27 protein-coding genes are annotated in these 26,925 nt (G+C 49.6%); 15 read left to right on the plus strand and 12 right to left on the minus strand.

Going from position 1 to position 26,925, the window contains the following annotated elements; all coding sequences use genetic code 11:
- The first annotated feature begins 130 nt into the window (after window positions 1-130).
- A complete protein-coding gene (locus ACH5Y9_RS19285; protein WP_171696795.1) occupies window positions 131-670 on the plus strand; it encodes a PAS domain-containing protein in 540 nt (179 codons plus the stop codon).
- A 3-nt stretch (window positions 671-673) separates the two neighbouring features.
- Entirely contained in the window at window positions 674-2,143 is a 1,470-nt protein-coding gene (locus tag ACH5Y9_RS19290) for a methyl-accepting chemotaxis protein (RefSeq protein ID WP_033158510.1), read from the plus strand.
- A 71-nt stretch (window positions 2,144-2,214) separates the two neighbouring features.
- Here ACH5Y9_RS19290 and ACH5Y9_RS19295 read toward each other — a convergent pair whose 3' ends face one another.
- From ACH5Y9_RS19295 to yihA, 4 genes are all read right to left on the minus strand, one after another.
- Window positions 2,215-2,730, minus strand: a complete 516-nt coding sequence (locus ACH5Y9_RS19295) for a septal ring lytic transglycosylase RlpA family protein (protein ID WP_445367228.1) — start codon at window positions 2,728-2,730, stop codon at window positions 2,215-2,217.
- 103 nt (window positions 2,731-2,833) lie between these two features.
- On the minus strand, window positions 2,834-3,229 hold the full coding sequence (locus tag ACH5Y9_RS19300) for a glycine zipper family protein (RefSeq protein WP_033158508.1): 396 nt from the start codon (window positions 3,227-3,229) through the stop codon (window positions 2,834-2,836).
- On the minus strand, window positions 3,229-3,612 hold the full coding sequence (locus ACH5Y9_RS19305) for a hypothetical protein (protein WP_033158507.1): 384 nt from the start codon (window positions 3,610-3,612) through the stop codon (window positions 3,229-3,231). The genes ACH5Y9_RS19300 and ACH5Y9_RS19305 overlap by 1 nt, the downstream gene beginning before the upstream one ends.
- A gap of 318 nt (window positions 3,613-3,930) precedes the next feature.
- Window positions 3,931-4,551 carry a ribosome biogenesis GTP-binding protein YihA/YsxC gene (yihA, locus tag ACH5Y9_RS19310; protein ID WP_033158506.1) on the minus strand — a complete coding sequence of 207 codons (621 nt, stop codon included), beginning with the start codon at window positions 4,549-4,551 and terminating at the stop codon, window positions 3,931-3,933.
- A 111-nt stretch (window positions 4,552-4,662) separates the two neighbouring features.
- On the opposite strand from yihA, the gene ACH5Y9_RS19315 reads away from it, so the two are divergent.
- From ACH5Y9_RS19315 to ACH5Y9_RS19330, 4 genes are all read left to right on the plus strand, one after another.
- Complete coding sequence (locus tag ACH5Y9_RS19315) at window positions 4,663-5,346, plus strand: c-type cytochrome (RefSeq protein WP_445367229.1); 684 nt, start codon at window positions 4,663-4,665, stop codon at window positions 5,344-5,346.
- A 349-nt stretch (window positions 5,347-5,695) separates the two neighbouring features.
- Window positions 5,696-6,301: a thiol:disulfide interchange protein DsbA/DsbL gene (locus tag ACH5Y9_RS19320; RefSeq protein WP_033158503.1), complete on the plus strand. Its 606-nt coding sequence runs from the start codon at window positions 5,696-5,698 to the stop codon at window positions 6,299-6,301.
- Between the two features lie 125 nt (window positions 6,302-6,426).
- Window positions 6,427-7,953 (plus strand): GGDEF domain-containing protein, encoded by a 1,527-nt coding sequence (locus ACH5Y9_RS19325; protein ID WP_445367230.1) that lies wholly within the window; start codon window positions 6,427-6,429, stop codon window positions 7,951-7,953.
- Between the two features lie 13 nt (window positions 7,954-7,966).
- Window positions 7,967-9,277: a GGDEF domain-containing protein gene (locus ACH5Y9_RS19330; protein WP_033158501.1), complete on the plus strand. Its 1,311-nt coding sequence runs from the start codon at window positions 7,967-7,969 to the stop codon at window positions 9,275-9,277.
- Between the two features lie 126 nt (window positions 9,278-9,403).
- Here ACH5Y9_RS19330 and ACH5Y9_RS19335 read toward each other — a convergent pair whose 3' ends face one another.
- Complete coding sequence (locus ACH5Y9_RS19335; RefSeq protein ID WP_033158500.1) at window positions 9,404-10,090, minus strand: hypothetical protein; 687 nt, start codon at window positions 10,088-10,090, stop codon at window positions 9,404-9,406.
- 237 nt (window positions 10,091-10,327) lie between these two features.
- Complete coding sequence (locus tag ACH5Y9_RS19340) at window positions 10,328-12,028, minus strand: glycoside hydrolase family 17 protein (protein ID WP_445367231.1); 1,701 nt, start codon at window positions 12,026-12,028, stop codon at window positions 10,328-10,330.
- Between the two features lie 256 nt (window positions 12,029-12,284).
- Here ACH5Y9_RS19340 and ACH5Y9_RS19345 point away from each other — a divergent pair, with 256 nt between their 5' ends.
- Window positions 12,285-14,015 (plus strand): multicopper oxidase domain-containing protein, encoded by a 1,731-nt coding sequence (locus tag ACH5Y9_RS19345; protein ID WP_445367232.1) that lies wholly within the window; start codon window positions 12,285-12,287, stop codon window positions 14,013-14,015.
- 462 nt (window positions 14,016-14,477) lie between these two features.
- Window positions 14,478-17,114, plus strand: coding sequence for a UPF0182 family protein (locus tag ACH5Y9_RS19350; protein WP_445367233.1), 2,637 nt, complete (start codon window positions 14,478-14,480; stop codon window positions 17,112-17,114).
- 35 nt (window positions 17,115-17,149) lie between these two features.
- Here ACH5Y9_RS19350 and ACH5Y9_RS19355 read toward each other — a convergent pair whose 3' ends face one another.
- Window positions 17,150-17,587 carry an Rsd/AlgQ family anti-sigma factor gene (locus ACH5Y9_RS19355; protein WP_445369907.1) on the minus strand — a complete coding sequence of 146 codons (438 nt, stop codon included), beginning with the start codon at window positions 17,585-17,587 and terminating at the stop codon, window positions 17,150-17,152.
- A gap of 109 nt (window positions 17,588-17,696) precedes the next feature.
- Between ACH5Y9_RS19355 and ACH5Y9_RS19360 the strand changes: the two genes are divergently transcribed.
- Window positions 17,697-18,521 carry a 5'-methylthioadenosine/S-adenosylhomocysteine nucleosidase family protein gene (locus tag ACH5Y9_RS19360; protein WP_445367234.1) on the plus strand — a complete coding sequence of 275 codons (825 nt, stop codon included), beginning with the start codon at window positions 17,697-17,699 and terminating at the stop codon, window positions 18,519-18,521.
- A 75-nt stretch (window positions 18,522-18,596) separates the two neighbouring features.
- Here ACH5Y9_RS19360 and ACH5Y9_RS19365 read toward each other — a convergent pair whose 3' ends face one another.
- From ACH5Y9_RS19365 to ACH5Y9_RS19375, 3 genes are read right to left on the minus strand one after another with little or no spacing between them, the layout of a single operon-like run.
- Window positions 18,597-19,181, minus strand: coding sequence for a hypothetical protein (locus tag ACH5Y9_RS19365; protein WP_240348174.1), 585 nt, complete (start codon window positions 19,179-19,181; stop codon window positions 18,597-18,599).
- Window positions 19,148-19,981 carry an SDR family oxidoreductase gene (locus ACH5Y9_RS19370; protein ID WP_445367235.1) on the minus strand — a complete coding sequence of 278 codons (834 nt, stop codon included), beginning with the start codon at window positions 19,979-19,981 and terminating at the stop codon, window positions 19,148-19,150. The genes ACH5Y9_RS19365 and ACH5Y9_RS19370 overlap by 34 nt, the downstream gene beginning before the upstream one ends.
- The gene (locus tag ACH5Y9_RS19375) at window positions 19,978-20,568 is read right to left on the minus strand and encodes a DUF4124 domain-containing protein (protein ID WP_445367236.1); all 591 of its coding nucleotides are present in this window, start codon (window positions 20,566-20,568) and stop codon (window positions 19,978-19,980) included. Before ACH5Y9_RS19375 ends, ACH5Y9_RS19370 begins: the two co-directional genes overlap by 4 nt.
- A gap of 524 nt (window positions 20,569-21,092) precedes the next feature.
- Between ACH5Y9_RS19375 and ACH5Y9_RS19380 the strand changes: the two genes are divergently transcribed.
- The gene (locus tag ACH5Y9_RS19380; RefSeq protein ID WP_445367237.1) at window positions 21,093-21,926 is read left to right on the plus strand and encodes a thymidylate synthase; all 834 of its coding nucleotides are present in this window, start codon (window positions 21,093-21,095) and stop codon (window positions 21,924-21,926) included.
- Between the two features lie 77 nt (window positions 21,927-22,003).
- Here the strand turns inward: ACH5Y9_RS19380 and smbP are convergent, their stop codons facing one another.
- Window positions 22,004-22,339, minus strand: a complete 336-nt coding sequence (gene smbP, locus ACH5Y9_RS19385; RefSeq protein WP_205452749.1) for a small metal-binding protein SmbP — start codon at window positions 22,337-22,339, stop codon at window positions 22,004-22,006.
- Between the two features lie 211 nt (window positions 22,340-22,550).
- Here smbP and nth point away from each other — a divergent pair, with 211 nt between their 5' ends.
- From nth to ACH5Y9_RS19410, 5 genes are all read left to right on the plus strand, one after another.
- Window positions 22,551-23,186 carry an endonuclease III gene (gene nth, locus ACH5Y9_RS19390; RefSeq protein ID WP_205454371.1) on the plus strand — a complete coding sequence of 212 codons (636 nt, stop codon included), beginning with the start codon at window positions 22,551-22,553 and terminating at the stop codon, window positions 23,184-23,186.
- A gap of 106 nt (window positions 23,187-23,292) precedes the next feature.
- Window positions 23,293-23,874, plus strand: coding sequence for a hypothetical protein (locus ACH5Y9_RS19395; RefSeq protein WP_445367238.1), 582 nt, complete (start codon window positions 23,293-23,295; stop codon window positions 23,872-23,874).
- 29 nt (window positions 23,875-23,903) lie between these two features.
- Window positions 23,904-24,485, plus strand: coding sequence for a DedA family protein (locus ACH5Y9_RS19400; RefSeq protein WP_064009155.1), 582 nt, complete (start codon window positions 23,904-23,906; stop codon window positions 24,483-24,485).
- A gap of 3 nt (window positions 24,486-24,488) precedes the next feature.
- Window positions 24,489-25,340, plus strand: coding sequence for an HvfB family MNIO-type RiPP peptide maturase (locus ACH5Y9_RS19405; RefSeq protein WP_445367239.1), 852 nt, complete (start codon window positions 24,489-24,491; stop codon window positions 25,338-25,340).
- Window positions 25,340-26,098, plus strand: a complete 759-nt coding sequence (locus ACH5Y9_RS19410) for an HvfC family RiPP maturation protein (RefSeq protein ID WP_445367240.1) — start codon at window positions 25,340-25,342, stop codon at window positions 26,096-26,098. The genes ACH5Y9_RS19405 and ACH5Y9_RS19410 overlap by 1 nt, the downstream gene beginning before the upstream one ends.
- On the opposite strand, the gene ACH5Y9_RS19415 is transcribed toward ACH5Y9_RS19410, so the two are convergent.
- Window positions 26,076-26,411 carry an ASCH domain-containing protein gene (locus ACH5Y9_RS19415; RefSeq protein ID WP_445367241.1) on the minus strand — a complete coding sequence of 112 codons (336 nt, stop codon included), beginning with the start codon at window positions 26,409-26,411 and terminating at the stop codon, window positions 26,076-26,078. The genes ACH5Y9_RS19410 and ACH5Y9_RS19415 overlap by 23 nt on opposite strands.
- Window positions 26,412-26,925 lie beyond the last annotated feature (514 nt).

The raw sequence follows: 26,925 nt of genomic DNA on the forward strand, positions 1-26,925 counted from the left end.
CCACAATATGCACGGCTATGAGAATCCCGGATCGAACCAATGTCCGATGCGGCCATGATCGAGCTCATCCGGTTTTCGCGCAAAATATGCCAGGACTGACCACCAATAGCCCCAAATTAAGGTACGGAATATGAAGCCGACTATCACGCCTAACAATAACGAAAAAAAACTCGCGGACGATGATTTTATCGTTTCCAAGACCGACACCTCTGGGCGGATCACTTACGCTAATCGCATTTTTATGGAAATCGCCGGCTATCCGGAACACCAATTGCTGGGCATACAACACAACATCATCAGACACCCGGATATGCCGCGCGGCGTGTTTAGATTTATGTGGAATACCTTAAAAGCCGGTGATGAGTTTTTCGGGTTTGCCAAAAATCTATGCCGGGATGGCGGATTTTATTGGGTATTTGCCAACATTACGCCGGATTATGACAAGGACGGTAAATTGCAGGGTTACTATTCGGTGCGCCGTAATCCGCCCCGTAACGCACTGGGGGTCATCATACCGATTTATCAGGAAATGTTGGCCATCGAGAAACGCCATTCAGTCAAAGATGCCCCGGATAAATCGCTGGAATACCTATTTGACGTGGTTCAGCAATCCGGCGCTAAAAATTACAATAGCCTGGTGCTAAGCCTTTACAAGCCCAACGGAGTATAAGCCATGAATTCAAATGCCAATATTCCGTTTTTAAGAACCAAGCTGAATTATGCGGTGGCAGCCGTTATATTTTTTACTGTTGCGGCATTCGTCTACACGCTTATCACGCATGGCTTTTCCTGGCTCATGCTTGGCTTGCTGCTGCCGTTGCCGGTGATAGCTCTGGATGCCTGGCACGCCGGCAAACAATGCCTGCTGGTATTAGAGCGTATAGAAGAAGTGCTGAGACACACAAATCAAGGCCAACTCTATCATCGCGTCACCAAAACGCGAGGCATGGGCGAAGTCGGCAAAATAGCCTGGGAGCTCAATGAGACCCTGGACATCATGGAGTCTTACTTCAAAGAAATGAACTCCTGTTTCCAGCACGCAGCCGAAGGCAATTATGACCGTTATGCCTTGGTTGACGGCTTTCCGGGCATACTGAAAAAGTCGGCGAAGAATATGAACGATGCCATCAAATTAATGGATGAAAACGACAAATTGACGATCAAGCGGCGTTTATCGGCCGGTCTGCATGCGCTCAACACCAACAATCTGCTCAACAATCTGAAAGGCAATCAGAGCGACTTGCTCAATATCACCGAGCAAATGCAGAAAGTAGAAAATATTGCTGTGGAAACGGGTGAAAACGCCAACGCCAGCCTATCGGCAGTGGAAACCATCAGCAACTCCCTGTCCGACATCAATGCCAATGTACATTCGGTGTCGGATGTGATCGGTGCGCTGATTAACGACAGCAAAAAAATTACTGAATCCTTATCGATGATTACCGGAATTGCCGATCAAACCAACCTGTTGGCCTTAAACGCCTCCATAGAAGCGGCACGCGCCGGCGAGCATGGACGGGGCTTCGCGGTAGTCGCGGACGAAGTCAAAAATCTCTCCGAGCATACCAAGAACGCCGCGTTGGAAGTCTCCAGAACATTGAAATCGTTTAATAAGCGAGTCGAACAAATGCAAATCGAGGCAGAAAGTTCGTCATCGCTGTCGCAAGAGATACTGGCTCAGGTCAACTCGTTCCGCCAGCAGTTTTCCAATCTCTCGCAGTCGGCAAAAATTTCGGTCGATTACATTTCTTATGCAAAAGACAAATCCTTCGGCGTCCTGGCCAAACTGGATCATGTGGTTTACAAACAAAACGGCTATGTGGCGATAGAAACCTTCAGCGAGTGTCCGCATCACCAAGCCATCATGGTAGACAACCATAATTGCCGGTTAGGAAAGTGGTATTACGAAGGGCTGGGCTATGAAAAATTCCGCTCGACCAGCGCTTACGCCAAATTGAATCAGCCGCATGCCGAGGTGCATAGGACGACGCAAAAGGCTTATGAAGTCTCTCGATCCAAATGGGTGGATGATCCAGGCATGCTGGATGAGATCATTCGGCAAATGCAACTGGCCGAGGCCGCCAGCGCCGAGGTGATGCAGTATATCGACGCGATGGTGGAAGAAAGGCATAAAAACATATAGTCCACCGCTTTACAGAATCGCCGTAGCGCAAGTCGCTTCGGTGCAAAGCGCAGCAATATGCACTGAGCTGCCTAACTTCCCAAATATTCCACCGTCACTTCCGCTAATCCGTGCATACCGATCTGTTCCGCCGCGCCCTGGGACAGATCGATAAGTCGATTAGCCTTGAATGGCCCCCTGTCGTTGATCACCACATCCACAAAACGGCCGTTACGCAGATTGGTAACCCGAACTTTAGAGGGAATCGGCAGCGTTTTATGCGCCGCCGTCATGCCGCGCGGATCGAAGCGGTCGCCATTGGCCGTAAAATTACCGGATTCTGCGCCATACCAGGAAGCCAATCCCTGTGCTTTGTACCCTAGCGCGCTGTGCAGCGGGGAATAAGTTTTACCTTTGACTTTATAAGATTTGCTGTAAGTAGTCTTGGTCGTACCGGTCAGCATGGCTTGATCGTCAGTGCGTTGCAGCGTCGGCACACTGGAACAGGCACTAAGTAGACTAAGAAACATCAGCGGCATAACTGTATGCCATCGCCGCACGTTGAGGCTAAATCGGCTTGAAAAAACCGATACCGTGTTTAAAAACATAACTGTTTCTCCGCGAGGAAGACTGCTTAAACAAGCAGTCTTCAATGGATAGAGTTGAAAAATTCAGACGAGATTGCCGAGCCGGTTTATCCTGACGGATTGCTCAGTTAACTACCCGATGGCCGCGTTGGCGTAAGCAGTTGTTGTAGGCGTTTTTATAGCGGTCTTCGGATTGAATACCTTGTTTGGATGCACCACCGATACCGCCGGCAGCCGCACCGATAGCCGCGCCTTTTCCAGGGCTGCCGAGCACTGCGCCCAAAGCGGCGCCGCCGGCCGCGCCAATCAGGCCGCCAACGCCGGCGCCTATTGCGGCTTCCTTCGCAGTACCTCCGGACGCTTGCGATGCCAATTGCTGGCACTCATGCATATCCTGATTCAAGCGGTAAGAATTTGGGTTATTGTAAGCATCGACGGTTGGCGTCCAGCCGGTTTGCGAAGCGCAAGCCGATACCAACAGACAAGCGACAGTGACTGAACAGACTGTTAGCTTCGTCATTATCTATTCATCCCATTGCCAATCCACGAACCGGCCGCAGCACCGATACCGGCCGCCAATGGGTCACCGCGACCCATTTCATAACCCATCGCACTACCCACCAAACCACCGACCAAACCTTGCGGAGAACGTTGGTCGTACCCGCCGTATCTAACTGGCGGGGGTGGCGGCGGCGCGTAATATCGCTGTTGCATGGGCACATATTCCACTACTCGCTCGGGCACATACACCCGCTCCACAGGGTAAGCAGGGTAATACTCGCGTCCATAACCGTGACCGTGATGGTGGTGCCGATGATGACGATGCTCGCCCCAATCGTCATCGGCCAAAGCCGCTGACGAAAACAACAAACCGATCAACATGATTTTTGTCACTCTGAACATATATGACTCCTTGTTGGGAAATTATTCAGTTGCGGCAAATTCTAGGGAGACTGGCTTAAAACAGAATTAAGGGCAGATTATGATCGGATTAAGAATCTCGCCGCGCCGATTAGCCCGTTAAGCAACGAAATCAGCAATTATCTGGGCATAGTCTTGTCCGACCTTGAAGGCCCTGATTCGTCATTAAACAGAACGTGCGAAACTGCATTCGCGGTGGGTTGTAAAATACTTAGCGTTGTTTTTGGACCGTTTCAACTTACGTTTGAAGTTGAAAGTCTACCGAACGTACCTTTGGGTTTCTTGTCAGAACAGCGAAGCCTACTCCTCCGACACCACCATCTTCCTGAACCCAAACCACTCATCCAAAACCTGGTGCACATCGTCAATGCCGACTTTGTTCAATGCGGAAAACAATTGCAAAGTCACTACAATATCCGCCTGACTCAAATCCCGTTGCACCTGCAATAACGTAGTCTTGGCCGCGCCGAATTTCAGTTTGTCGGATTTGGTCAACAAAATGTGCAAGGGCAATTTGCGATGTTCGCACCATTCAACCATTTGCCAATCGAAGTCGGTGAGCGGGTGGCGGATGTCCATGACCTGAACGATGCCGCACAGGGCTTGGCGGTCGTGCAAGTAGCTCTCCATCATCTGCCGCCAATCTTTTTTGATGGCTTCCGGCACTTTGGCGTAACCATAACCGGGCAGGTCGACCAGTTTGCGTTGGGCGTCTATTTCAAAAAAATTCAGCAATTGGGTACGGCCGGGGGTTTTACTGACGCGGGCCAAGGCATTTTGTTGCACCAGCGTATTGATTGCACTGGATTTACCGGCGTTGGAGCGGCCGGCGAAAGCGATTTCCATGCCTTGGTCGGGCGGCGCGTCCTTCAGTTTGGGAGCGCTGTTGATGAACTTGGCTTGGTGGTAGATGGGATTCATCACAGTCTCGCTTAGTGTTTATAAATCGGTTAGAATCCAGGCATTATAACGTCCGGCGGCTGACATCAGCTTGCTTTATATCGAATCAACCTTCCTGAGCAGGGGCCCATAATGATAAAAAAATTGCTGACTGTTTCCATCTCTTTGTTGTTGGTAACTGCCGCCGGCCAAGTGAACGCGCAAGGTAATGCCAGCGCCAGCGCCGGAAAAACCAAAGCCGCCAGTTGCGCGGGCTGCCACGGCGAAGACGGTAACAGCACGATGCCGGCGTTCCCGAAATTGGCGGGACAGCATCAAACTTATTTGGTTAAGCAATTACAAGCGTTCAAGAGCGGCGCGCGCTTGGCCCCGATGATGGCGCCATTAGCGGCGGGCCTTGACGAGCAAACAATTCAAGAGCTTGCCAGTTATTATGCTGGCAACAAAATTTCCACCAATCCGGCGCCCAAACTGCCGGCGAATGATGACGACGATGCGCCCGCAAAAACCCCTGAGCAAGAAAAAGCCGCGCTGGATGCCTTAATTACGCAAGGTAGCGACTTATACCGTAACGGCAATATCAGCCGCGAAGTGTCGGCATGCGTGGCATGCCACGGCCCTTATGCTGAAGGCAATAAACCGGCCTCATTCCCGTCCTTACATTCGCAGCACGCCGATTATCTGATTAAAAGTCTGACTGATTTCAAAACCGGTGCCCGCAGCAACAACCGGGAGAACATGATGCACATGATCGCCACCAAAATGACTGACGAGGATATTAAAGCGGTTGCTTATTACATCTCCACGATGAAATAAGCCTTCGTTATCCGGCGGAGTTGCTGCTCTGCCGGATTTGACCAGTCCTTGATTCACAAGGATTAAATTCTCTTCCTCGTTCTTGTCGCAACCTGCCTTCCTCGTTCTGAAAGCTCTCTTCCTGAAGGCCGGCGTGGAAGCGTTGCCTTGAAAACTGGACAAGGTCAGCTCCGCAACAGATTGGGTTAGATTACAGAACTGCGTTTGCTTGAATGTTACGGAGTGAGGGCTGACGAGGTGCGGACCAGTAATTGACTGGGCGAATACGTTCGATTTTTTGTCAAATTGTTTACGCATCTGCGTGTAAACATGGTTTTTTATCGGGAATACATTATTACGGAGAACGTTGATGTTAAAAATAATCGCATTGTTGGGACTGTTGGGCTTTTCTTCGCTGGTAAATGCAGAAGGCGGTTACGAAGCCATAACGCCGGCACAGCCGGTACAAAATCCGGACAAGATCGAAGTGATCGAGTTTTTTTGGTACGGCTGCCCGCATTGCTATAGCCTGGAGCCGTCTATGGTGGAATGGCTGAAAACCAAACCCGCCAATGTTGAGTTTATCCGTCAGCCGGCGGTATTCAGCGATCTGTGGGGCAAGCATGCCAAGGCCTATTTTACGGCCGAAGCGTTAGGCATTTTGGATAAAGTCCACGCCGATCTGTTCGATGCGATTCAGAACAAGAAGCAAAAATTAGTCAGCGAAGACGAACTGGCTAAGTTTTTTGCAGATCATGGCGTTAAGGACGAGGATTTTCGGAGTGCTTTTAACTCGTTTTTGGTCGATGCCAAGCTGCGTCAAGCCGAATCTACCGGTCCTCGTTACGGTATCAGTGGCGTACCTGCGCTGATTGTCAACGGCAAATACAAAGTCACCGCTCAATCGGCCAAATCTCAAGCCAACATGTTGACCGTAGTCAATCAATTGATCGCACAAGAAAGCCAGAAAAAATAAACGCCCGACTAACGAATTGCCGCACAAGGACGTGAGGGGCGAATGCTGATTGTAGGATATTCTTCACAAATTCAACGATAGTCTATAATCAAGCGACTAAGAATTTAAGAATTAGGGCACGTTTCATGGTTTTTTTTAAAAACAAGGATGAGGGTCCGGACAGGTGGAAGGAAAAATACCTCAAGCTGTTGGACGACCAGGAACACACTGAAAAACAATACAAAGCCAACGAAGAGTTGTTGTGCAAAACTATCGTCCGTTTTGCGCTGGCCGTAAAAGGCCTGAATCGGCAACTTGATCCTCACTTAAACCGTATTCGCAATTTATTAAAAAGCGGCCTGCAAAGTCAGCAATTGCAGAAAGAGCTATCGGCTTTTTCTAATGCGCTGATAATGCTGGAAGAATCGCCTGAGCCTTCGCTCATGGACGCTTCATTGCTGTTCGAGTTTCTTGGCAAACAATATCCCCAACACTCGGATCAGCTTGATGAGATTCGCGAAAAATACGAAAACCGCCTGTTCAGTAACAATCAGGCCTTTTATCTGGCACTGTTGGAACTTATAGAGGACAACAAGCCGCTTGCCAAGATGGACTTGGCCTTGGAGCTAACCGGAGCGGATGCTAAAGCCATCAATATTCAACTGGTTCGTTTGTTGGACAATGCGGAAATTCCGTTGGTTTTTGCCGAAGACGCCGAAAAGATCAAAATCCGGCTGCATGCCGATCAAGCCTTAGGGCCTATTTTTGACGATACGGTTGCATTGCTGTTGGCGATAAAAAAACATTTGGAATCCGAACAGCAGGAGATGGCGGCATTTTTGTCGAAATTGACCGAGCAATTAACCGAGTTAGGCGTAAAAGCGACCGGCGTTAACGCCGCCAACGAAATAAGGGTTAAAAAACGCAATCTGCTGGATCAGGCCGTATCCGAGCAAATTATGGAGCTACGCGAAAAGTCGGAGAACGCGACGCAGCTTGAGCCGCTGAAGCAAATTGTCAGCAGTCGATTAACCACTATCACGCAACAGATCCAAGCGCACAATCTCCAGGAACAGCAGGAACGCGATAAAACCCAACGGGACATGCAGATCCTGTCACAAAGGTTGCGGGAAATGGAGTCCGAGTCCTCTGAGTTGCGCTCGAAGCTGGATCTGGCCCAACATCGAGCGACCCGCGATCCGTTGACTAATCTACCCAATCGGTTGGCGTTCGAGGATCGATTGGCGGATGAGATGGCGCGTTGCCGACGGCATAAATCGCCGATGACGCTAATGGTTTGGGACGTGGATCTGTTTAAGAGCATCAACGACACTTACGGCCATAAAAGCGGGGATAAGGCCCTGATTGTGATAGCCGAATTATTACTCAAACACTGCCGGGAAACCGATTTCGTGGCGCGTTTCGGCGGCGAGGAGTTTGTAATGATATTACCCGGCGCTGATGCCAAATCCGCCTTGGTGATCGCGGAAAAGCTTCGAAAAACCCTGGAAAACAGTAGCTTCAATGCCAATGGCAACAAAGTGTCGATCACCTTATCCTGCGGAATGAGCCAATTTATCGATGGCGACACTAACGAATCGATTTTCAATCGAGCCGACTCAGGTTTGTACCGCGCCAAACAAACCGGCCGTAACCGCTGCGTTGTCGTGTAACCAAGTCTGATTCATGGCAACTGCTAACCCTTATTCCGCACCACTCGATAACGAAAAGTTTTTATACAAGCTCGTTATTCAGCTGCTGATTTTTTGCCAAGGCAGCCACAAGTTGTTGGAGCCCCATCTTCTGGCAATAGGTGCAAAGTTGCGCAGCGGCGCGAATGCGCAGGAACTACTGCCTGAGTTGCAAGCGGTTTCCAAAACTTTGTTACACATTTCCAAACAAGCCAAGCAGAATGTGAGCGTCGGGGAAGACGATGCTACTGAGTCACAACACAACTATTTGCTGGAGCGTTTGGATGAACTGCTTGGCGAAACTGAGGTGCCTTTACGTTTTCAGCAGCAGACGTCGCTATTAAAGCAACGGGTCAGAGCTAATCTCAGCGAGGATTCGTATAAGAAAGTGATCGATTCAGCGATTACATTGTTGCTGAACATCAAGGATTACAGCGCCTCCGAGCAGAAAGGTATCGATGTATTTCTCGGCGATTTAAGCGAGAGGCTGGACGAGCTCGGCCAAGACGTAGAAACCGCCGGGCAAGCTAATCGCGCGTTGATTGATGATCGCGAGATTATGAACACCGAAATTCACAGACAAGTCGGTAATCTAAAGGACTCGACACAGGCGGCTGAAGAACTCGATTTGCTGAAGAACCAGACAGCCGAGCATCTTGATCGTTTGCTGGAGCGGTTACTTGAGCATAAACAAATAGAGGATGAAAGGCAGCGGGATGCGCAAGAAAAAATTGACTCAATGACGCAAAAATTACAGGAGCTGGAAACGGAGACCGAGACCCTGCGCGTCAAACTGAAGATAGAGCACGACAAAGCCCTAAGCGATTCCTTGACCGGATTGCCGAATCGTCTGGCGTATAACAATCGTGCGGAAATGGAATTGAAACGTTGGAAGCGTTATAAAGCGCCGCTAGCGCTGATCATTTGGGATATTGATTTTTTCAAGCAAATCAATGACACCTACGGCCACAAGTCCGGCGATAAAACCCTGGCTTTGGTGGCTCAGCTATTGTTGAACAACTGCCGGGAAACGGACTTCGTCGCCCGTTACGGCGGCGAGGAGTTTGTCATGCTGATGCCCAACACTAGTGCGCTTCAGGCGCTGGAAATGGCGGAAAACACCCGCAAGATGATTAAAAGCTGCGGATTTAATTCTAACGGCGAAAATATCAATCTAACCCTGAGTTGCGGTATCAGTGAGTTTATAGACGGCGACATGCATGACGATGTGTTCGTGCGGGCCGATCAGGCGCTCTATCAGTCCAAACAAGGTGGGCGCAATCGCTGTACGGTGTTCGAACGATAATCTTTACGAGTCCCCACTTTTTTGGCGGCTCTTTTAGAACGCTGGCTATCTAGCGCAAAAAGTTAGTTTTTTAGCATCGCCTCTACAAACGCGCTCCCCACAACTGAGCAATCTGTTCGCTTACTCTCAGCCAAATAAAAATGGATAGCTAACCGACCTGAACGGTGTATTGGCAGTCAGGCAACGGTCGAATATGCCTATTGCCTCATCGCAGGAGATGATTTCCTGCTGACTGTCCAGGATATAGTGGGCTAAATTAAGGATACATTTCCAGTGGCGGCGATTGTCGATAAAGCGAAAAGCCTGAAGCAACAATTCCTGCATTTTCTCTTCCCGCTGACTTTTTGACGCGATGAAGTGATCCAGGTAACTGAGCGCCTTTTCCAGATCGCTGCAGCCACCGTAGTTATGTAAGGCATTGAAACTTATTAGATTGATATTAAAAACTTCGTCATCGCGAATGGACACGTATTTGGCTTCCGCCAAAGGCCCAACCAATAAGTTGACAACATCCGCTTCGTAAGCGCGTTGACAGGCGTGCTGCTGATTATCGTCGGATAAGTCGTTAAAGCTTTCCACGACAGCAATCGGCAAGTTTTGGATTAAGTTGCCGTCTACGACTTTCGCAAAAAAATCGTCGTAAGCATTAACAGGCCGTTTGACATGTATTTCAAAAAATACCGGAGGTAATTGTTTTTGGCGATTGCCAAGATGGATAGCCGCGGCATGACCGGCTTCATGAAAAGCTGTGCGCCAATTGAGTTCGTTAGGGTGCACGAAAGTTGACGTAGTTGAATAGTAGTTTCGTTCCATAGACAGCAACCTCATCCAGAAAAAAGATGCGGCCCAAGGGCCGCATTGAGGAAGGATATTAAAACTCTTTACCCTTTAGGAGAGGGAGCGCATACATAAGAGTTGCATACAGTTTAATGCTGGAAGCGCGTTTTGAAAATGTGACAAATTGACGCGCGGCAAACTGTCACTCAATATAACAACGACTTTTCGGGTTGAAAAACAGGTATTACGGCGTCATACCCGTTAACGTAAAACTTAAGCGTCCTGTTTACTGCGATGCTTAGTCCAGAACGGCAAGGACAGCATAAGCAAACAAGCCAGCCAGCCAAGCAATTGTTGGTTGTACAAGGTGTAGCTCAGCGCAAAGGGCAGGCCTTCTGAAAAGCCTGGGTGAGCTTGAATGAAATCCCGACCATCCATAAAGGCTTTGACCTCTCCCAGTATTAGCGCGATGGCGCCAAAACTCAGTAAATAAGCCAAGAACCGATCACGGCGGCTTTGCAAGTTCCCGCCAATTAGACTGTCAAACGCCAAAACTCGGCCATTGAATTTACGCTCCTTTAGCCATAGGCAAGCAATCAAACCGATCACCCCAAAAGCCGGAATGGCAAACTGCTCGATAGGAAAGCTCAAATAGCGGCCATTCATGGCTAGTCCGTAGGTTTTATAAAGCGCCAGCAATATAAAGATTAGATAACCGGCTCTCAAGCTATTGGCCAACTTAATGCTGCCTGGTTTATCGATCAAAATATCGCTACCACGCTCAAGCAACAGCGCGCCGAGAATCGTATTCGCGATCACCTGGGCTACGGTATAAAGCCTTTGCCAAGTGCTGTAACTGGTGTACCAGAGAAAATCGGCCAATGTCACCAGGCAAACGCTGAAGACTTGCGCCAGGGTGAAAAACGCCAACATGCGGATCAGCGAGGCTTGCTCCAGCTTTTTGGAATACCTCACGATTGCCAACAGCCAGATCAGCGTGGCGACGGCAAAGCGGACCGGCCAATTGGGCGTTTCGTTGACCGGGCCGGTCAACGGAAATACCGGTTCGCGATCCGCCGAGAACAAGCCCCAATTGGCCCCCACCACGCCTTCCAGTTCACTTTTCCAAGGTTGGTTAAAGGCTTCGACGATGTTGTAATCAAAGCCGTGGCGATTGGCGACCTGGATCATGCCGCGAATGAATTTGGCTTCGTTGACGACACCAGGAATGGCCATGCCGCGCTGTCTGCCGGCGCTGGGCCAACCGGATTCACCTATCAATATAGGTTTGCCGGGCGCGATGCCACGGGCTTCGTCTTCTACCTGTTTGACAATTTTTTCCAGATGCTGCGAGGCATTCTCCACCGAAATGGGTTCATCCTCCCAATACGGCAGGATGTGAATGGTGACGAAGTCCACTTCGTTGATCAGTTTGGGGTACTTCATATACATCGACCACACGTCGGCATAAGACACGGGTTGCTTGACCGCTTTCTTCACCTCGCGGATATAGCCGATTAGCCTGTCGACATCCATGTCGCCGCGCAATAGCACTTCGTTGCCGACAATCACTCGTTTCACCACGTCGGGGTTTTCATTGGCCGATTTGATTAAGGCATTGACTTCATTGCTGTTGTCTTTGTAACCGTAACCCAGCCAGGCACCCTGGATCATCTTCAATCCGTGTTTGCGGGCTAACGCCGGAGTGGGTTGCTGGCCACCAAGGCTGGAGTAAGTGCGGATGCTTTCCGTTTTGTCGGCCAGCAGACGCAAGTCCTCATCGATATGTTCCGGCAACGGGAATTTTTCTTCCAGCGGACTAAAGCCCTCCCGAAACGGTGCGAAGGACAGGCTCATCAACTTGCCGGAGGGCACGTCCGTGCCAGCGTCTTGCGGCTGATTGTTCAACCAGGCAAAACTGCCGTGAACTAAAAAAATGAAAATCAAACAAAGCAATACTCTGATGCTGGGCATAATCTGACTGAGTGGTCTGTTGCAAAAATGACGCGGATTGACTGGCAATAATCGCTCGTCATGGAATTATAAGGCATTAGCCGCCTTCCAGAATTACATCGTTTGGTGGCTGGGTAATAACGGTCAGGATTGTCGCGAGTCCGTTAAATAATTACTGTACTTTACCCATGGGTTCTGGTTACAGTATCTGGCTTTTCTGATATTCGGAAACCTTGATTAGGGCTTCCGTCAATTCGTCTGTTTTATGAGGTTTTGTATGCATAAAAAGGTTATCCCCATTCTGTGTGGCGCCATGCTGCTTCCGGCGTCACAATGGGCTGTGGCGGCGGTAGACAAACTACCGGCGACCAATAGCGTCAAGATGGGTGCGGCAGAAGAAGTTTGTTCCGAATTTACCGATGCCAAGTGGCGTGATGCGCAAGTGATCGACGGAGTCGAAATACAAGAATCACGGATGTGTAACCCCGATAATCCTGCTGAAATCGCTGCTTTTGTTAAAGGCACCAATAATATTTCAATGTCTACCTTAATGGAGACACAACTCGCTGCCGATGCCATCACGCTTGGCGAAGATATGGACGGCGACGGGGACCCCGACCACTATATTATTAAGCTGGAAATTGCCGAACTGAACGGCCATTCTCCGGACATGAAAGACCCTACCACCACCTTTGACATTGCACCCGGCATTCAACCGACTTTCTGGGTCTACGCGCCGAAAACTCGCGACATGTCTACCTTGAGCTTGTACGAGCCGGTAGCCAATGCTTTGTTGCGCGCGCCATCACCAACTATTCGGGTCGAACAAGGCGATATTGTTTGGTTGGTGCTGGAAAACAGCCATTACTTTCCGCACTCGATCCACTTGCATGGTGTGGATCATCCTTACATGGATCATAGCGGCGAAGGCAACGATGGCGTCGGTCAAACCGGCCAGATGGATGTTTTGCCCGGCCAGAGCAAAACGTATGTGATCAAACCACGCCAACCCGGCACCATGTATTACCACTGCCACGTACAGCCACACACCCACATTCCGATGGGTTTGCAAGGTATGTTTGTGGTCGAGGAAAACCGCCCCAACAACTGGGTACAGGTTTTCAACGTCGGCAATGGCCAGGTTCGCCATCCATCGGTAGCGGTCAAAGAAAAATATGCGGCCGAGTACGATCTGCACTATCAATCGGTTGATAAGGAATTGCATGAAATGGTGCGTTCCGCTAACGATCCGCGGATCATTGCCCGGCGGATGAATCAGGAATATGACATTACTGATGCTAGCCCCGATTATTTCATGCTGAATGGTCGCTCATTCCCTTACACATTGCGGGAATCGCTGATCCTGATGGAAGAAAACAAAAAGGTCAAATTGCGGGTGTTGAATGGTCATGAAGAAGCATTTGCAATACATATTCACGGCCACAAGCCTATGGTGACGCATTACGATGGTGTCGATAACGGCCCTAATTCCTATATCAAGCGCGACGTACATGGCATGGTACCCGCCCAGCGTATCGATCTGGAATTAAGCGGTGTTGACGATGGCTTGAACAGTTTTGGTCAAGGCGTCTGGATGTTTCACGACCACGTCGAGAAATCCTTCACTACTAACGGTATCGGCGAGGGTGGTGACATCAGCTTAGTGGTTTACAAAGGTTTTTCCGACGAGAAAGGCATCCCCAAAGTCCATGGCATGAGCCTGGCGCCTTACTTCACCAGAGAATTCTGGCAAGGTAAATACCCGGCCTGGCAAGATTACGATGCCTGGAAGAGCTTAGGTTTGCCGGATATCAGTAATAAAAAGCAAGTGGCTTTTGTGCCGCCACCACCTCCCCCGCTGAATACGGGCGACGCCGCTGCGAAAGCGGAAGCAGCCGGAAATCAGCCGTCTTTTATTGGGCAATTGCTGTATGGCTTGATACTAGGCGGTTTGAGTTATGTCGGCTTTGCCAATCGCCAGCGGATCATGGCGATGTTCAAAAAGTAAGCGCCAACTGCTCTGCGTCAGACCAACGCCGCTGTCGAGCTAAAGCCTCGGCAGCGGCGTTTTGTTACAGGTTCGCGTGTAACTCCGCATCGTGTCCTGAGTTGTGACGGTGATACAAAGAAAACTTGTATTGTTATGATCTGAGCAAATTGTTCACCATCCTGCGCCATCTCAAATCCGGCAAAATTTGCGCCCTACTGCCGTTGATCTCAGTTGGCACGTCTCCCCGTCCTGTCATTTCACTGGGACCATAAGCTATTTAGTATCGAATTGAACTCGCCTTTTTTCCCCGCCGCAAATAGCTCAGCAATCCAGCCAACAACCAGACAATATGCCGGACAATCACAATCCGGATTTGGGTGTTAGAATGCTCAGCCATTGATGTTAAGGGGACATTGCCGACCATAGTTTGGCGGCGTGTTCCGCAAGTAGGCGCTCGGATATCTAAGTAAAGAGGAAATTATGCGTAATTGGAAACTGTTGCCGGCGATCACTTTAGCGACCCTCGCAACTGCTATTGTGCTATATGTCGCGTTCTACTTCGTGTTTCTCGATTTTTTCGTGGATTTATGGTGGTTCCGTTCGCTGGAGTTCGAAGCCTACTTTTGGTTGAAGTTACTCTACCGATTTATTTTCTCCGGTGCGGTTACTGCGTTTTTCTTTGCTGTTTTTTTATTTCACTTCTGGATTGCCTCTCGCTACCTGGGCCTGAACCCGCCCGATGAAATATTGATGGACGATTCCAAGCGTCGGCGTTTTCAACGCTTTGCCGATGTGTTTATGAGTGGTTCGGCTCGTATCTATACTCCCATTTCCCTGCTACTCGCCGTAGTCATTGCTGTGCCGTTCTATTTGCAATGGGAGCAGGCGCTGCTGTTTTTCTTCGGCAGCGCATCGGGCATCGTCGATCCGGTATATGGTAACGACGTCAGCTTCTACATGTTTTCCTATCCGATTTACATGCTGATTCAGAAGGAGTTGTTAACCACAGCGGTTATTGTGTTTTTGGCGACCGGCGTGCTGTATTGGATGGAGCATGAATTTGTCCCCAATCAAAGCAAGGAATTTCCACTGGGTGCGAAGATCCATTTGACGGTGCTTTTTGCATTTGTGGTGTTGTTTGTGGTCTGGGGTTTTTTACTGGAACGCTTCGCCTTATTATATTCAGGGGGTAACGAACCGGTGTTTTTTGGCCCCGGTTTTGTCGAATTGCGTTACAAGTTGCCGATGATTTGGCTTGAAGTCTTGTTCTTTTTGGCGATTGCCATATCGGTAGTTTTTTACGCGCTGTCGGAGAGACATCGTAGTAAAACGCCTATTATCGTTGCCTCGTTGGGTTTTTTGGCTGTTTGGGGCCTGCAAGGCTCTCACACCATACCGGAGTTGATTGAAAAATTCATCGTCAAGCCTAATTTTACCCGCACCGAAGGTGATTCGATTCGGCATAACATTGATGCCACCATGGCGGCATTCGATTTAAACAATATTAAAACCGTCGATTTCCAGGTCAATCTGGACGCCACCAAAGATATAGAAGCTTGGTCAACCAAAAAACATTTCGAAAATATTCCGGTATGGGATCGCGAATTTCTGATCGACAGCTATATGCAGCTACAAGGAATCCGGCCGTATTATGGCTTTCCGACTGTCGATGAAGACCGTTATTTTATTAACGGCCATCATCAACAAGTCAATCTGGCAGCCCGTGAAGTCAATATCGATAAATTGCCCAAGGAGGCGCAAAACTGGGAGAACACCCATTTGCGCTACACCCATGGCTACGGCGCGGTCATCTCGCCGGCTGCTCAGGACGCCGGCATTCCTATCGTTTGGTACTTGCGCGATTTGAACATGACCTCGGATGTTGGGTTTTCCGTGAAGTACCCCGACATTTATTACGGGTTGGAAAAATATCGCTACGCGATCGTACCGAACAACTTGGCTGTGACCGATATTTCCGGCTCTGCGCCAGGCGAATCGCTGGATTATCAGGGTATCTCCGGCATACCGATCCCGTCGCTGTTCAGAAAAATGTTGTTCGCCTTTTACCTGAAAGACGAAAAAATATTCTTCTCACCAAACATATCCGCGCAAAGCAAGTTATTGTTGCGTCGTAATATCGACGAGCGAATTACCGCGCTGACGCCGTTTTTACACCTGGATAAAGATCCGTATTTGGTTGTTGACAAGGATCGCTTCTACTGGATTCAGGATGCCTATACCTTGTCCAATTATTACCCGGTCTCCAAACCGGCAGCCGACGATTATCTGGACGGCCAGCACAAGTTCAATTACATCCGTAATTCGGTCAAAATTGTGGTCGATGCCTATGACGGTAGCGTCGATTACTATATTTCCGACCCAAAAGATCCGATCATCAACGCTTACAACCGCGCGTATCCCGGCGTTTTCAAAAATTTGCGGGAAATGCCCGACGAGCTAATGCAGCATCTGCGTTATCCGCGCGACTTGTACTATATGCAAATGAAAATTTACGCTAAATATCATCAAAACAGTCCGGAGTTGTTTTATGAGCAGGCGGAAACCTGGCAATTCGCTTCCGTGGATGGCCAACCGGTATTACCGTATTTCATTACGATGGACTTTGATCGTTGTAACGATTTGGAGGAGTTTGTGATGATTAATCCGATGACCCCGATACACAGAGATAATTTAAGTATGGTTGGCATTGCCGGTACAGTTGACGATAAAAGCTGCGACCACACTTACAAGCCGGGTATCACTATTTTCAAATTCCCGAAGGCTGTACAGGTTAACGGACCGTCGCAGGTCAATGCGCTGATCGATCAAAACCCGGAAATTGCCTCGCAGTTTACCCTATGGAATCAACAAGGCTCGGAAGTTAAAAAAGGCCGGATGGTGATATTGACGATGGGTAATTCGATTTTATATGTACAGCCTATTTATATGCTGGCGACCAAAACCAAGATGCCTGAACTGGCACGAGTAATTGTTTCGATAGGCAATCAGGTGGTGATGGACAAAACCCTGCAGGCGGCCTTCAGTCGTTTGAAGGATTTGTTTATTAAGGGCGCAGCAGGGCCTGTTTCAGGCGTTTCGGCAGCTGAAAGCAAATAGGCTATTCGGAGCTTTTCAGGGGCAATATCTGCGCATCAATGCAGCAGCATGGAGCACAGCCGGTCTTCCAGCTCCATGCGTTCCGCCAGCCGTTCGCCAAGCAAGGATAAATCCTGAGCCAAATTCGCGGTATTAAATTTACGCCTGCCATCGTCGTAAGTGTCGCTAAAAGTAACGGCCGACGCGGTAATGCTGGAGAATGCCGGATATATCTTTTCCGCGTGAGACAGCGCTGAAGTTTGATGCTGCTTTTCGGCTATTAAATGTTCGTAGATGCTGAAGTGACCAAAGGATATGTAATCTATTAGCAGTTGCGAAAACTCAGACAACATTGGCCTGATTGCGTTCTCGCTGGAGAATGGCTTCATTTCGGCGAGTTGACAATACAAAGCCCAGACGGCAGAGCGCTCCTCCTGCAATGCTGTCACCAGGTGCAAGTTATTTGAACTGGTGTTATTAGCTACGGAATTCATTTCAGTCACGGCACGTCTCCCTTTGAAAATTGACGAATCTTAAATTTATGTGAATTATCATGAATATTCAACAATTGATTAAAATATAAGGGAATTTTTCTTAAAAACTGTGATTGACTTTGCACCATCAACTTTTATCTTTGTCGCATTGCCCTGTGAGGCCAAACCGTTAATTCAGGCATGGCGACTAAAAAAACTACCACAAAAGCAGCCCTTTGCGATTTACAAAAACGCCGACATCGTTTTGGTGATTAGCGGTGTAGGCAAAATAGCTATGGCTGGCGCGGTGGCTTATACGCTGGCGCAATTTCCCGAGGCAACCCAACCTATCCTGCTCAATTTCGGCATCGCCGGACATCGCCACCAGGCGCTAGGTAGTTGTTTTTTGGCCGATAAAATCACCGACGCCGAAACCCAACGCCGTTTTTATCCGCAACTGGCTTTCGATGCCCCTTGCCCCACCACCCTGCCGCTAATTACCTTATCCAGCGCCGATGTCGAGTACAACGACGAGAATCTGCGCGATATGGAGGCTGCGGCGTTTTACGAAATAGCCGTTAAATTCAGTTCCAGCGAATTGATTCAATGTTTAAAAGTGGTTTCGGATAATGCCGAATCGGCACTGGAGAAAATCAATGAGGAGTCGGTGATGGCTTGGGTCCAGGCGCGTATTGCTGACGTCGAAGATATGATCACCGTGCTGACTAAACTCAGAGGATCGCTGCCAACATCGGAAAGTGCGTTATACAAACAGCTGCTTGAACAGTTTCATTTCACGGCGACCAACGCCGCTAAATTGCACACACTGGTGAATCGTTGGCAAGCATTAAACCACGCGACCATGTTCAATTTAGCTGGGACAAAATTTGAAAATGCGAGGGCGTTATTAGCTTGGTTGGAAACCCAGCTAGAGAAGCATCAGTATTATTTGTAGCTATTGCCGGAGATGGCAATGAACGGGGAGGAATGAAAAAATACGGGGTGCCCCGAAAGACACCCCGGGACAGAATTAAAGCATTTTTTTCAAAGCTTCAACGCCTTCTTTGCCGGCAGCTAAATGTTGTTTGGCTTCTTGCAAGTTAGCGGCTTTAGCTGCAGTAATGGCTGCTTTCAAATGGCCTCTGGCTTTATCAGCATATCTGGCAACCTTGTCGTTTGCGTTCAGTTCTTTGATAAAACCAGCCGCTTTTTGGATCAAATCGACAACGGCAGCATCTTCAGCACCATTGTTGATTGCTGCCTCGGCAGCTGTAATACGCGCTACAACTTCATTGATTACATCGGTAGGTTTGTAAGCAGTTCTACCTGGATCAGATTCAGCAACGGCAGCTGTTGAAAAAGAACCCATGGCAGCAGCTAAAGAGAACGCGATAACAGCACTTTTTAAAATTTTCATGTATTGAACCTCACAGTTATTTTTATAAGAACATATAGCTGCTAACCCAACCGCTTTAACCACTACATGTTGGGCCGGGATAATAGCACAGTTCATTCCGTTTGCTAGCCTGTTTATAGCGGTTTTTATGGTTTTTTCGGTGGCAAAAAAATGCCGCTGCGGCCTTATTCGACGCTGACTAGCAGCTTGTCCAGCCATGCGCTGGGCAGCAGCCGTTTCAACCAGGCAAACAAATGCGTGGGCACCGTCACCCGGTAGCGAATTTTCGGCCGATTCGACTCCAATGCATGCGCCACTTTTTCAGCGACTGCACTAGCCGGTAACGTGAAAGGTGCCGCCGGGCCGGGTTTTTGTAGCCTTGCTTCCATCGCTTTATAAGTTTCTTTGTGAAAACTATGCTCGGCATCGATATGCTTTTGATACAAAGCAAAAGCATTTTCCCGGAAACGGCTCGTTATCGGCCCCGGTTCAATCAATACGATATGAATGCCTGTGCCGCGCAATTCCAAGCGCAAGGTATCCGCCAAGCCTTCCAACGCGAATTTGCTGGCGTTATACGCGCCGCGAAACTTCATCGCCACAAACCCCAGTACCGAGCTGTTATAGATTACCCGGCCATGGCCTTGTTTGCGCATCAGCGGTAATAGCATATTGGTCAATTCGTGGGTGCCGAACAGATTGGTTTCGAATTGGTGGCGCAGCACATCCCTGCTCAAATCTTCCACGGCGCCTGGCTGGCCGAAGGCACCGTTGTTGAACAGTGCATCGATCTTGCCGTCGGTCAGCGCGATTAATTCGTTGACCGCGCGTTGAATGCTCGGCGAATCCGCCAAATCAAGTTGCAGACATTCTAAGCCGTCACCACGCAAACGCTCTACATCCTCAGGCTTACGCGCGGAGCAAATCACCCGATGGCCGCGCTGTTTCAAAAACAGAGCGGTGTGATAACCGATGCCGGAAGAGCAGCCGGTGATAAACAGCGTTTTGCCGACAATCATGGTTGAACGAGATCAGCCTCGTTGAACAAAAAGGTTTTGCCGCTGCTGCAATTAATCAGAAAATTTAGCTGGTCCGGTTTGCTCTTCCCGGTTAGCTCATCGGTTTCAATTCGCTGACATTCTCCGCTGGCTAAGGCTTTTTGTGCGGCCAGCCTGCGGAATTTTTCAACATCCGGCAGGCGCGTTTCGAAGGGTTTGACTTGCGCGGGTAGTTTTTCCGGGTCGTAAGGTGGGATGGCGAATGCGGAAAATTGCATGGGGTTTTGCTTGATCAGAGTCTGTGTCATTTCACTCTGAACTCGAGCATCTTGTTTATTTTTGGCGATGGCGTCGAGCTTGGCCTGTTGCTCGGCCTGTTCCTGCGCAGACTGCTGCTTTTTCAATTCGGCTTCTGCGGCTTGCTGCCTTTCCAGCGCATTTAAATCAACACTGCTGCCGGTTTTGGTATTCATCTGCACCGCTTTGTGCTCCACCGTGCAGGGTGACGATTGATAATTCGTGTGGCCGGTGGCATCAGTGCATTTAAATACCCCAGCCCAACTATCCGCGGACAGGCACAGGGCAAAAACGAAGAACAGATTTTTCATTGGATTCCTGTTGATTAAACGCCGAAGCAAAACTATTACTCAGCTCGCGATCAGTGTAAATAAATTTTTTCTATTGCCCAGTGCCAGCCTGGCATCGCGCAAAAAATCGGTGGTTTTTGCCGGCCATTAATTTCCGGAAGTGAGCTCGACGGCGAAGTGTATCAGTCTTTTCAGCAATATCCAGCCGCTTAAAACGCAGATGCAGCCATGTTCGCCGCGAAAGCACTTGAGCGAAATACCAACTGCTTTTTCTCGAAATCCTTGGGCGATAAAGCCACCCCTTATCTCAAACTGAACACGCAGACGGCTAAAGGCTTACAGCGCCTGGAGCTTATCTGGCATGTACAAAACCGAGTAGCTGGCTGGTAGCCGCGCACCTCTTCTCATGGTGATCGACCAACCATTTTGCCGCACCTCTAAAGCTCTCTGCTGCCTCCATCACGACTCATGAAACACCGTCATGACAGTCGTATTCATCAAGCCGGCAAGTTATACTGCCCGCCAATTTTCGACCTAAGAGCGCTATGCAACCCTACCTGGATCTTCTCGCCGACATCATGAATAACGGCATCGACAAAAGCGACCGCACCGGCACCGGTACTCGCTCATTGTTTGGCCGGCAGATGCGGTACAACCTGGCAGATGGTTTTCCGTTACTGACGACCAAGAAGCTACATTTCAAATCCATTGTGTATGAATTGTTGTGGTTTTTACGCGGCGATACCAATATCCAATATTTAAACGATCACGGTGTAACGATTTGGGATGAGTGGGCCACGCCAGACGGCGAGTTGGGGCCTGTATATGGTGCGCAATGGCGTAACTGGCTGGGGCCGAATGGCGAGAGTTACGATCAGATGCAGATTTTGTTGGACGGTTTAAAAAATAAACCGGATTCGCGCCGACACATCGTCAGCGGCTGGAATGTGGCATTTTTGCCCGAAGAAACCGTTGGTCCGCGCGAGAATGCCGCCGCCGGGCGAATGGCCCTGCCACCGTGCCATGTGTTGTATCAATTCTATGTCGCTAACGGCAAATTGTCCTGCATGATGACGCAGCGCAGTGCCGATTGCTTTTTAGGGGTGCCTTACAATCAAGCCAGTGTGGCCTTGTTAACGCATATGCTGGCACAGCAATGCGACTTAGAAGTCGGTGAGTTAATCATGTCGTTCGGTGACGTGCATATCTATCTCAACCATTTTGAGCAAGTTGCATTGCAACTTAGCCGGCAACCCTTGGCGCCGCCGCGGCTGCAATTAAAACGCCGGCCGGAATCGTTATTCTCCTATGAATTTGCCGACTTTGAACTGCTGGATTATCAGGCACATCGACATATCGCCGGTGCGGTTTCAGTTTAGGGAAGTAGATAGAGACGCTGAATTTGCGTCTCTACCTATTTGATCGCAAATGGATCTATTGATTAGCGGTTAAGAATCTACTTGTTGCCCGCCTTGATATGGTCAACGGCTTCTTCGGCGGCTTTTGTAGCGACATCGGCATGGCCCATTTTGCCGTGTTCAATTGCGCTTTCCAGGGATTTTACCCCGGCATCCAGATGCGTTTTAGAGTCGCCCTTGGCGACTTCAGCACCTTTCTTGGCATGGGTTAAGGCCGCTTCGGCATGCTCCACCAAGACGGGGCTATGGCCGGCTTTGCCGTGGGTGACAGCCTGTTCGGCATGCTTCAAGGCTTCGGTAGCATGTTCTTCGGCGAATACACCGGCACTCGCGAGCAGTAATGCACTAATGGTAATGGCAGTAAATGTTTTCATAATTCCCCCGAATTGAATTGTTGTGGTTTTCCGCACCCATTCTGAGTGCTAGCTAGTGACTTGATGCGCGCGAGTTTGGTTCCAAATTAAATGCGACAATTTAGTTGACTCGTTACTTAGTTCCTTTAGCGGACAAATGACGACGCCACCAATATTTGCCTTGCAAGCAGGGAGAATCCTGGAAAGCTTGGCTTTGAATTCTTTTTTGAGCATGAATAACGAAAAACGCCTACTGATATTCCTGCGCTTGGCCGAAGCCACGCCGAATCCGACCACCGAACTGAATTTCACTACCCCGTTCGAATTATTGGTGGCGGTGGTGCTGTCGGCACAAGCGACCGATAAGGGCGTCAACAAGGCGACTGCCAAGTTGTTTCCCGTGGCGAATACACCGCAGGCGATCCTGGCCTTGGGGGAAGATGGTTTGAAGGAGCACATCAAAACCATCGGCTTATTCAACAGCAAGGCGGCAAATGTCATAAAACTTTGTCAGACTCTACTGGAACAGCATGGCGGAGAAGTGCCGCGTCAGCGGGAAGCACTGGAGGCGCTGGCCGGGGTGGGCCGCAAAACGGCGAATGTGATTTTAAACACCGCATTTGGGGAGCCGACCATCGCCGTAGATACGCATATTTTCCGGGTCGCCAATCGCATCGGCCTGGCGCCGGGCAAAAATGTCCTGGAAGTGGAGCGCAAATTGGAAAAAACCGTGCCCAAGCAATACAAGAAAGACGCGCACCATCTGCTGATTCTACACGGCCGATATATTTGTGTGGCCAGGAAGCCGCGTTGCGGAGCTTGCTGCATCGCCGATGTCTGTGAATTTAAGGCAAAGAATTTAGACTGAATATGCAATAATCAGAGTAGAGCCATAAGGATTACGCATCAGTCGTAAGCCCCGGTAGTAATGTGCCGGAGCACCATAAATAAAAATTAAACGAGAGGATAAACGCATGAAAAAATTTAATAAATCTCCGCTGGCCGCTGCGATGGGCGGTGCGCTTTTGTCCGGCATGGCTGTCAACGCGCAGGCCGATGCCAACCCATTCGCCGTTTCCGAGTTGTCTAGCGGCTATATGCAAGTTGCGACGTCGCATGCAGAGCATTCAAACGGCAAAATCAGTCAGGGCGCGTGTGGCTCTAATGCAATGGACGGCAATGGCATCAAAAAAAGTGAGACCAAAAAAGCTGAAGCGAAAAAAACCGAAGGCTCATGCGGCGAAGGCATGTGCGGCGGCATGATGAGCGGTGGCAAAATGAAAAAAGGCATGGAAAGCGCTTGCGGCGCGATGATGAAGGGTAAAGAAGGCGCTTGCGGCATGGGCATGATGACTGGCGGCGGCATGATGAGTATGGGCAGCATGGGCGGTATGGATCACGGTGCCGACAAATCTAAAAAAGCCGAAGAAGGCAGTTGCGGCGCTATGATGGGTGGCGACAAAAAAGCCGGCGAACATAGCTGCGGGGCTATGATGAAAGGCGAAGAAGGCAGTTGCGGAAGCAAAATGGATGCCGACAAAGCGGCCAGCCATTAATTTCGACTCATCGCCAATAGACCGACACTATGGATTTTAATGATTTACAGCAGCTGGTTATCGATTACGGCTATCTAGCCTTGTTTATCGGTACGTATCTGGAAGGCGAAACCATTCTGGTCATCGCCGGCTTTTTGGCGCATGGCGGCTATTTGCAGTTGGAATGGGTGATGCTAACGGCGTTTTTGGGTACCTTTGCCGGCGACCAGACCTTTTTCTACCTGGGCCGTTGGAAGGGTATCGCTTTTCTGGAGAAACGTCCGCTTTGGCACAGCAAAACCGACAAGGTTTTCGATTTGCTGCACAAGCATCAGATACCGGTGATATTGGGGTTTCGCTTTCTCTACGGCGTGCGTAACGTCACGCCGTTTGTGATCGGTGCCAGCAAGATTCATCCCTTGAAGTTTTTCTTGCTGAACTTCCTCGGCGCCGGCATTTGGGCGATAGCTGTCGGGTATCTGGGCTACACCTTCGGCGAATTTGCCGAGTCCATCATGGGCCAGGTCAAAAAATACGAAATGTATATCCTCGGCGTACTGGTTGCCATTGGCGTGGCCTTATTTTGGCGGTCTACGCACAAACCGGAAACGCCAGAAGCGCCGGAAGAGTAAGCCATGGATAGCGTTCGCAATCTCGTTCACGGTGCCGGCTTGGGTTTAAGGCGGTCATTTTTGGGTGAGATTGTCGAGCAACCGCCCGGTAACGTCGATTTTTACGAAGTGGCGCCGGAAAACTGGATGACCATAGGCGGCAAGTTCGGCAAGCAGTTTCGGGCCATGACCGAACGTTTTAATTTTGTCTGTCATGGCTTGTCTCTGTCGATAGGCAGCAGCGATCCGCTCGACGAACAGTTCGTGCGCCAACTTAAACTGTTCATGCGCGAACACGGTATCAAGTTCTACAGCGAGCACCTCAGCTATTGCAGTCACGGCGGGCACTTGTATGACTTGATGCCGATGCCGTTTACCGAAGACGCGGTTAAGCATGTCGCCGCGCGTATCCGCAGGGTGCAGGATATTCTGGAACAGCGCATGGCTATCGAAAATATTTCCTATTACGCCGCGCCGGGACAGGAAATGGCCGAAATCGATTTTTTCAACGCGGTAGTTACCGAAGCCGACTGCGATGTGCTGATCGACATCAACAATATCTACGTTAACAGTGTCAATCACAGTTACGATGCCGAGACCTTTCTGCGGGCCATGCCTGCCGAACGCATCGCTTACGCGCACATCGCCGGCCATTATGTGGAAGCAGAGGATTTTCTGGTCGATACCCACGGCGCGCCGGTGATCGATCCGGTCTGGACTTTGTTGGGCAAGGCTTACGAGCTGTTCGGCGTATTCCCTACCCTGCTGGAGCGGGACTTCAACATTCCCGCCTTGCTTGAGTTAAGCAAGGAAGTCGATACCATCCAAGCCATTCAGCAGCACTATGCGGCTGGCCGGCAAAAACAGGTAGCCTGATGGCTGCCGATTTTCAGGCTACCCAAGGCCAGTTTGCCGCGTATATTCGCGATCCGCAAAACAATCCGCCGCCGGCAGATGTCGAGCCGCGGCGTATGGCCATGTATCGGGAATTGTTTTTCAATAATATCGACAGTTTTATTGCCAGTAATTTTCCGGTATTGCGAGCCATCCTGACTGATGCGCAATGGCAGGAAATCACTCAGGATTTTTTTACCCGGCATCGCTGCGAAACCCCCTATTTCTCGGAAATTGCCGAAGAGTTTTTAGCGTATTTACAAAACGAACGAAATAATCCGGACGATTATCCGTTTCTGTTGGAATTGGCACATTACGAATGGGTGGAAATGGCTTTGTCGATTGCCAAGGACACACCAATATTGGGTGACAGCGATTTTCTGGATAAGTTGTTGCCGCGCAGCATCGCGTTATCGCCCTTGGCCTGGCCGCTGCTTTACCGTTATCCGGTGCAGGCAATAGGCCCCGACTTTTTGCCGCTAGAGCCGCCGGAGCAAACCACTTGCTTGATCGTTTACCGCGACAATCTCGATCATGTGCATTTTCTGAAAACCACCGGTTTGACGATACGCCTGCTGCAAATTTTGCAGGATAGAGGACCGATGACGGGCGAGAGCTGTTTACAAACGGTCGCCACGGAATTCCCGCACCTCGATAGCCAAGCCTTAATGGCCAACGGCCCGCCAATGCTGCGGGAGTTAGCCGAGAAAGGTATTCTTATTCCAGCTGTTGACGCCTAAAGCTGTGTACCCAGACCAGTCCGTCCTCGTTCCACTCCATGCCGCTGTGCATTTTCAGTATTAAGTCCTTATACATTGCCAAATTCGGATAACCTTCCGCCCTGGCATCCGCATCGCTCATATCCCCTATTCTCTGCCGCTCCACGCTAATTACTTCAAATACGACGTCTTCCAATACAAAGGTTTCGCCGGGGTAAGCATATAAACCGTCTCGGCGTTGCTGGGTTTTGTCGCCGGCCAGCGTTGCTGCTACCAATTTCGGGTGACGGACCAAACGGTCGATGCTGCAAGATTTTTCGGGATATTCAGTCATGAAAGCGGATGTCCTTGTAGTATGGGATAAAACAGCTTGGCACTTTAAAAGCCTTAAACACGCATTGCAAGCGACTTCCGTTAGCAGTTTCGCAAATTAATCATAAGTTGTGGGACTAACCCTACAATTTGTCGGTAGCTTTCTAGATAAACCGAATTTTCCTGCCTATACTTTTTTCCACATTGAATTTCCAGGCCACTGAACCGAAATGATCGGCGGCAGAGGGCTGCGAAATCATAAAAAAACCAGGGAGATTACGCCAAAATGTCTATATTCCAATTTGCGGTAATGATTTGCGTTGCATTGATGTCGGCAGGAATAGCCGCTTGGGTTACCAAAAAACGCTGTGTTGCCGCTACGCAAAATACCTTGACTGACAAGGCCCCCGCCTTATCGGTAGCCGAAATAGAAAAATATATTTCCGGTCTGGATCGGTTTGCCGAGCAAGTCACGCCGGTATGGGCAGCACAAATCGATTCGACCCGGCAACAAATCGAGCAGGCGATTACGTTGT

This window comes from Methylomonas sp. BW4-1 (genome assembly GCF_052474385.1).

What these genes read in the sequence shown, in the direction of transcription:
- ACH5Y9_RS19285 (WP_171696795.1), top strand. Translation starts at nt 131, where the DNA reads ATGAAGCCGACTATCACGCCTAACAATAACGAAAAAAAACTCGCGGAC.
- ACH5Y9_RS19290 (WP_033158510.1), top strand. Translation starts at nt 674, where the DNA reads ATGAATTCAAATGCCAATATTCCGTTTTTAAGAACCAAGCTGAATTAT.
- ACH5Y9_RS19295 (WP_445367228.1), bottom strand. Translation starts at nt 2,730, where the DNA reads ATGTTTTTAAACACGGTATCGGTTTTTTCAAGCCGATTTAGCCTCAAC.
- ACH5Y9_RS19300 (WP_033158508.1), bottom strand. Translation starts at nt 3,229, where the DNA reads ATGACGAAGCTAACAGTCTGTTCAGTCACTGTCGCTTGTCTGTTGGTA.
- ACH5Y9_RS19305 (WP_033158507.1), bottom strand. Translation starts at nt 3,612, where the DNA reads ATGTTCAGAGTGACAAAAATCATGTTGATCGGTTTGTTGTTTTCGTCA.
- yihA (WP_033158506.1), bottom strand. Translation starts at nt 4,551, where the DNA reads ATGAATCCCATCTACCACCAAGCCAAGTTCATCAACAGCGCTCCCAAA.
- ACH5Y9_RS19315 (WP_445367229.1), top strand. Translation starts at nt 4,663, where the DNA reads ATGATAAAAAAATTGCTGACTGTTTCCATCTCTTTGTTGTTGGTAACT.
- ACH5Y9_RS19320 (WP_033158503.1), top strand. Translation starts at nt 5,696, where the DNA reads ATGTTAAAAATAATCGCATTGTTGGGACTGTTGGGCTTTTCTTCGCTG.
- ACH5Y9_RS19325 (WP_445367230.1), top strand. Translation starts at nt 6,427, where the DNA reads ATGGTTTTTTTTAAAAACAAGGATGAGGGTCCGGACAGGTGGAAGGAA.
- ACH5Y9_RS19330 (WP_033158501.1), top strand. Translation starts at nt 7,967, where the DNA reads ATGGCAACTGCTAACCCTTATTCCGCACCACTCGATAACGAAAAGTTT.
- ACH5Y9_RS19335 (WP_033158500.1), bottom strand. Translation starts at nt 10,090, where the DNA reads ATGGAACGAAACTACTATTCAACTACGTCAACTTTCGTGCACCCTAAC.
- ACH5Y9_RS19340 (WP_445367231.1), bottom strand. Translation starts at nt 12,028, where the DNA reads ATGCCCAGCATCAGAGTATTGCTTTGTTTGATTTTCATTTTTTTAGTT.
- ACH5Y9_RS19345 (WP_445367232.1), top strand. Translation starts at nt 12,285, where the DNA reads ATGCATAAAAAGGTTATCCCCATTCTGTGTGGCGCCATGCTGCTTCCG.
- ACH5Y9_RS19350 (WP_445367233.1), top strand. Translation starts at nt 14,478, where the DNA reads ATGCGTAATTGGAAACTGTTGCCGGCGATCACTTTAGCGACCCTCGCA.
- ACH5Y9_RS19355 (WP_445369907.1), bottom strand. Translation starts at nt 17,587, where the DNA reads ATGAATTCCGTAGCTAATAACACCAGTTCAAATAACTTGCACCTGGTG.
- ACH5Y9_RS19365 (WP_240348174.1), bottom strand. Translation starts at nt 19,181, where the DNA reads ATGGCTGGACAAGCTGCTAGTCAGCGTCGAATAAGGCCGCAGCGGCAT.
- ACH5Y9_RS19370 (WP_445367235.1), bottom strand. Translation starts at nt 19,981, where the DNA reads ATGATTGTCGGCAAAACGCTGTTTATCACCGGCTGCTCTTCCGGCATC.
- ACH5Y9_RS19375 (WP_445367236.1), bottom strand. Translation starts at nt 20,568, where the DNA reads ATGAAAAATCTGTTCTTCGTTTTTGCCCTGTGCCTGTCCGCGGATAGT.
- ACH5Y9_RS19380 (WP_445367237.1), top strand. Translation starts at nt 21,093, where the DNA reads ATGCAACCCTACCTGGATCTTCTCGCCGACATCATGAATAACGGCATC.
- smbP (WP_205452749.1), bottom strand. Translation starts at nt 22,339, where the DNA reads ATGAAAACATTTACTGCCATTACCATTAGTGCATTACTGCTCGCGAGT.
- nth (WP_205454371.1), top strand. Translation starts at nt 22,551, where the DNA reads ATGAATAACGAAAAACGCCTACTGATATTCCTGCGCTTGGCCGAAGCC.
- ACH5Y9_RS19395 (WP_445367238.1), top strand. Translation starts at nt 23,293, where the DNA reads ATGAAAAAATTTAATAAATCTCCGCTGGCCGCTGCGATGGGCGGTGCG.
- ACH5Y9_RS19400 (WP_064009155.1), top strand. Translation starts at nt 23,904, where the DNA reads ATGGATTTTAATGATTTACAGCAGCTGGTTATCGATTACGGCTATCTA.
- ACH5Y9_RS19405 (WP_445367239.1), top strand. Translation starts at nt 24,489, where the DNA reads ATGGATAGCGTTCGCAATCTCGTTCACGGTGCCGGCTTGGGTTTAAGG.
- ACH5Y9_RS19410 (WP_445367240.1), top strand. Translation starts at nt 25,340, where the DNA reads ATGGCTGCCGATTTTCAGGCTACCCAAGGCCAGTTTGCCGCGTATATT.
- ACH5Y9_RS19415 (WP_445367241.1), bottom strand. Translation starts at nt 26,411, where the DNA reads ATGACTGAATATCCCGAAAAATCTTGCAGCATCGACCGTTTGGTCCGT.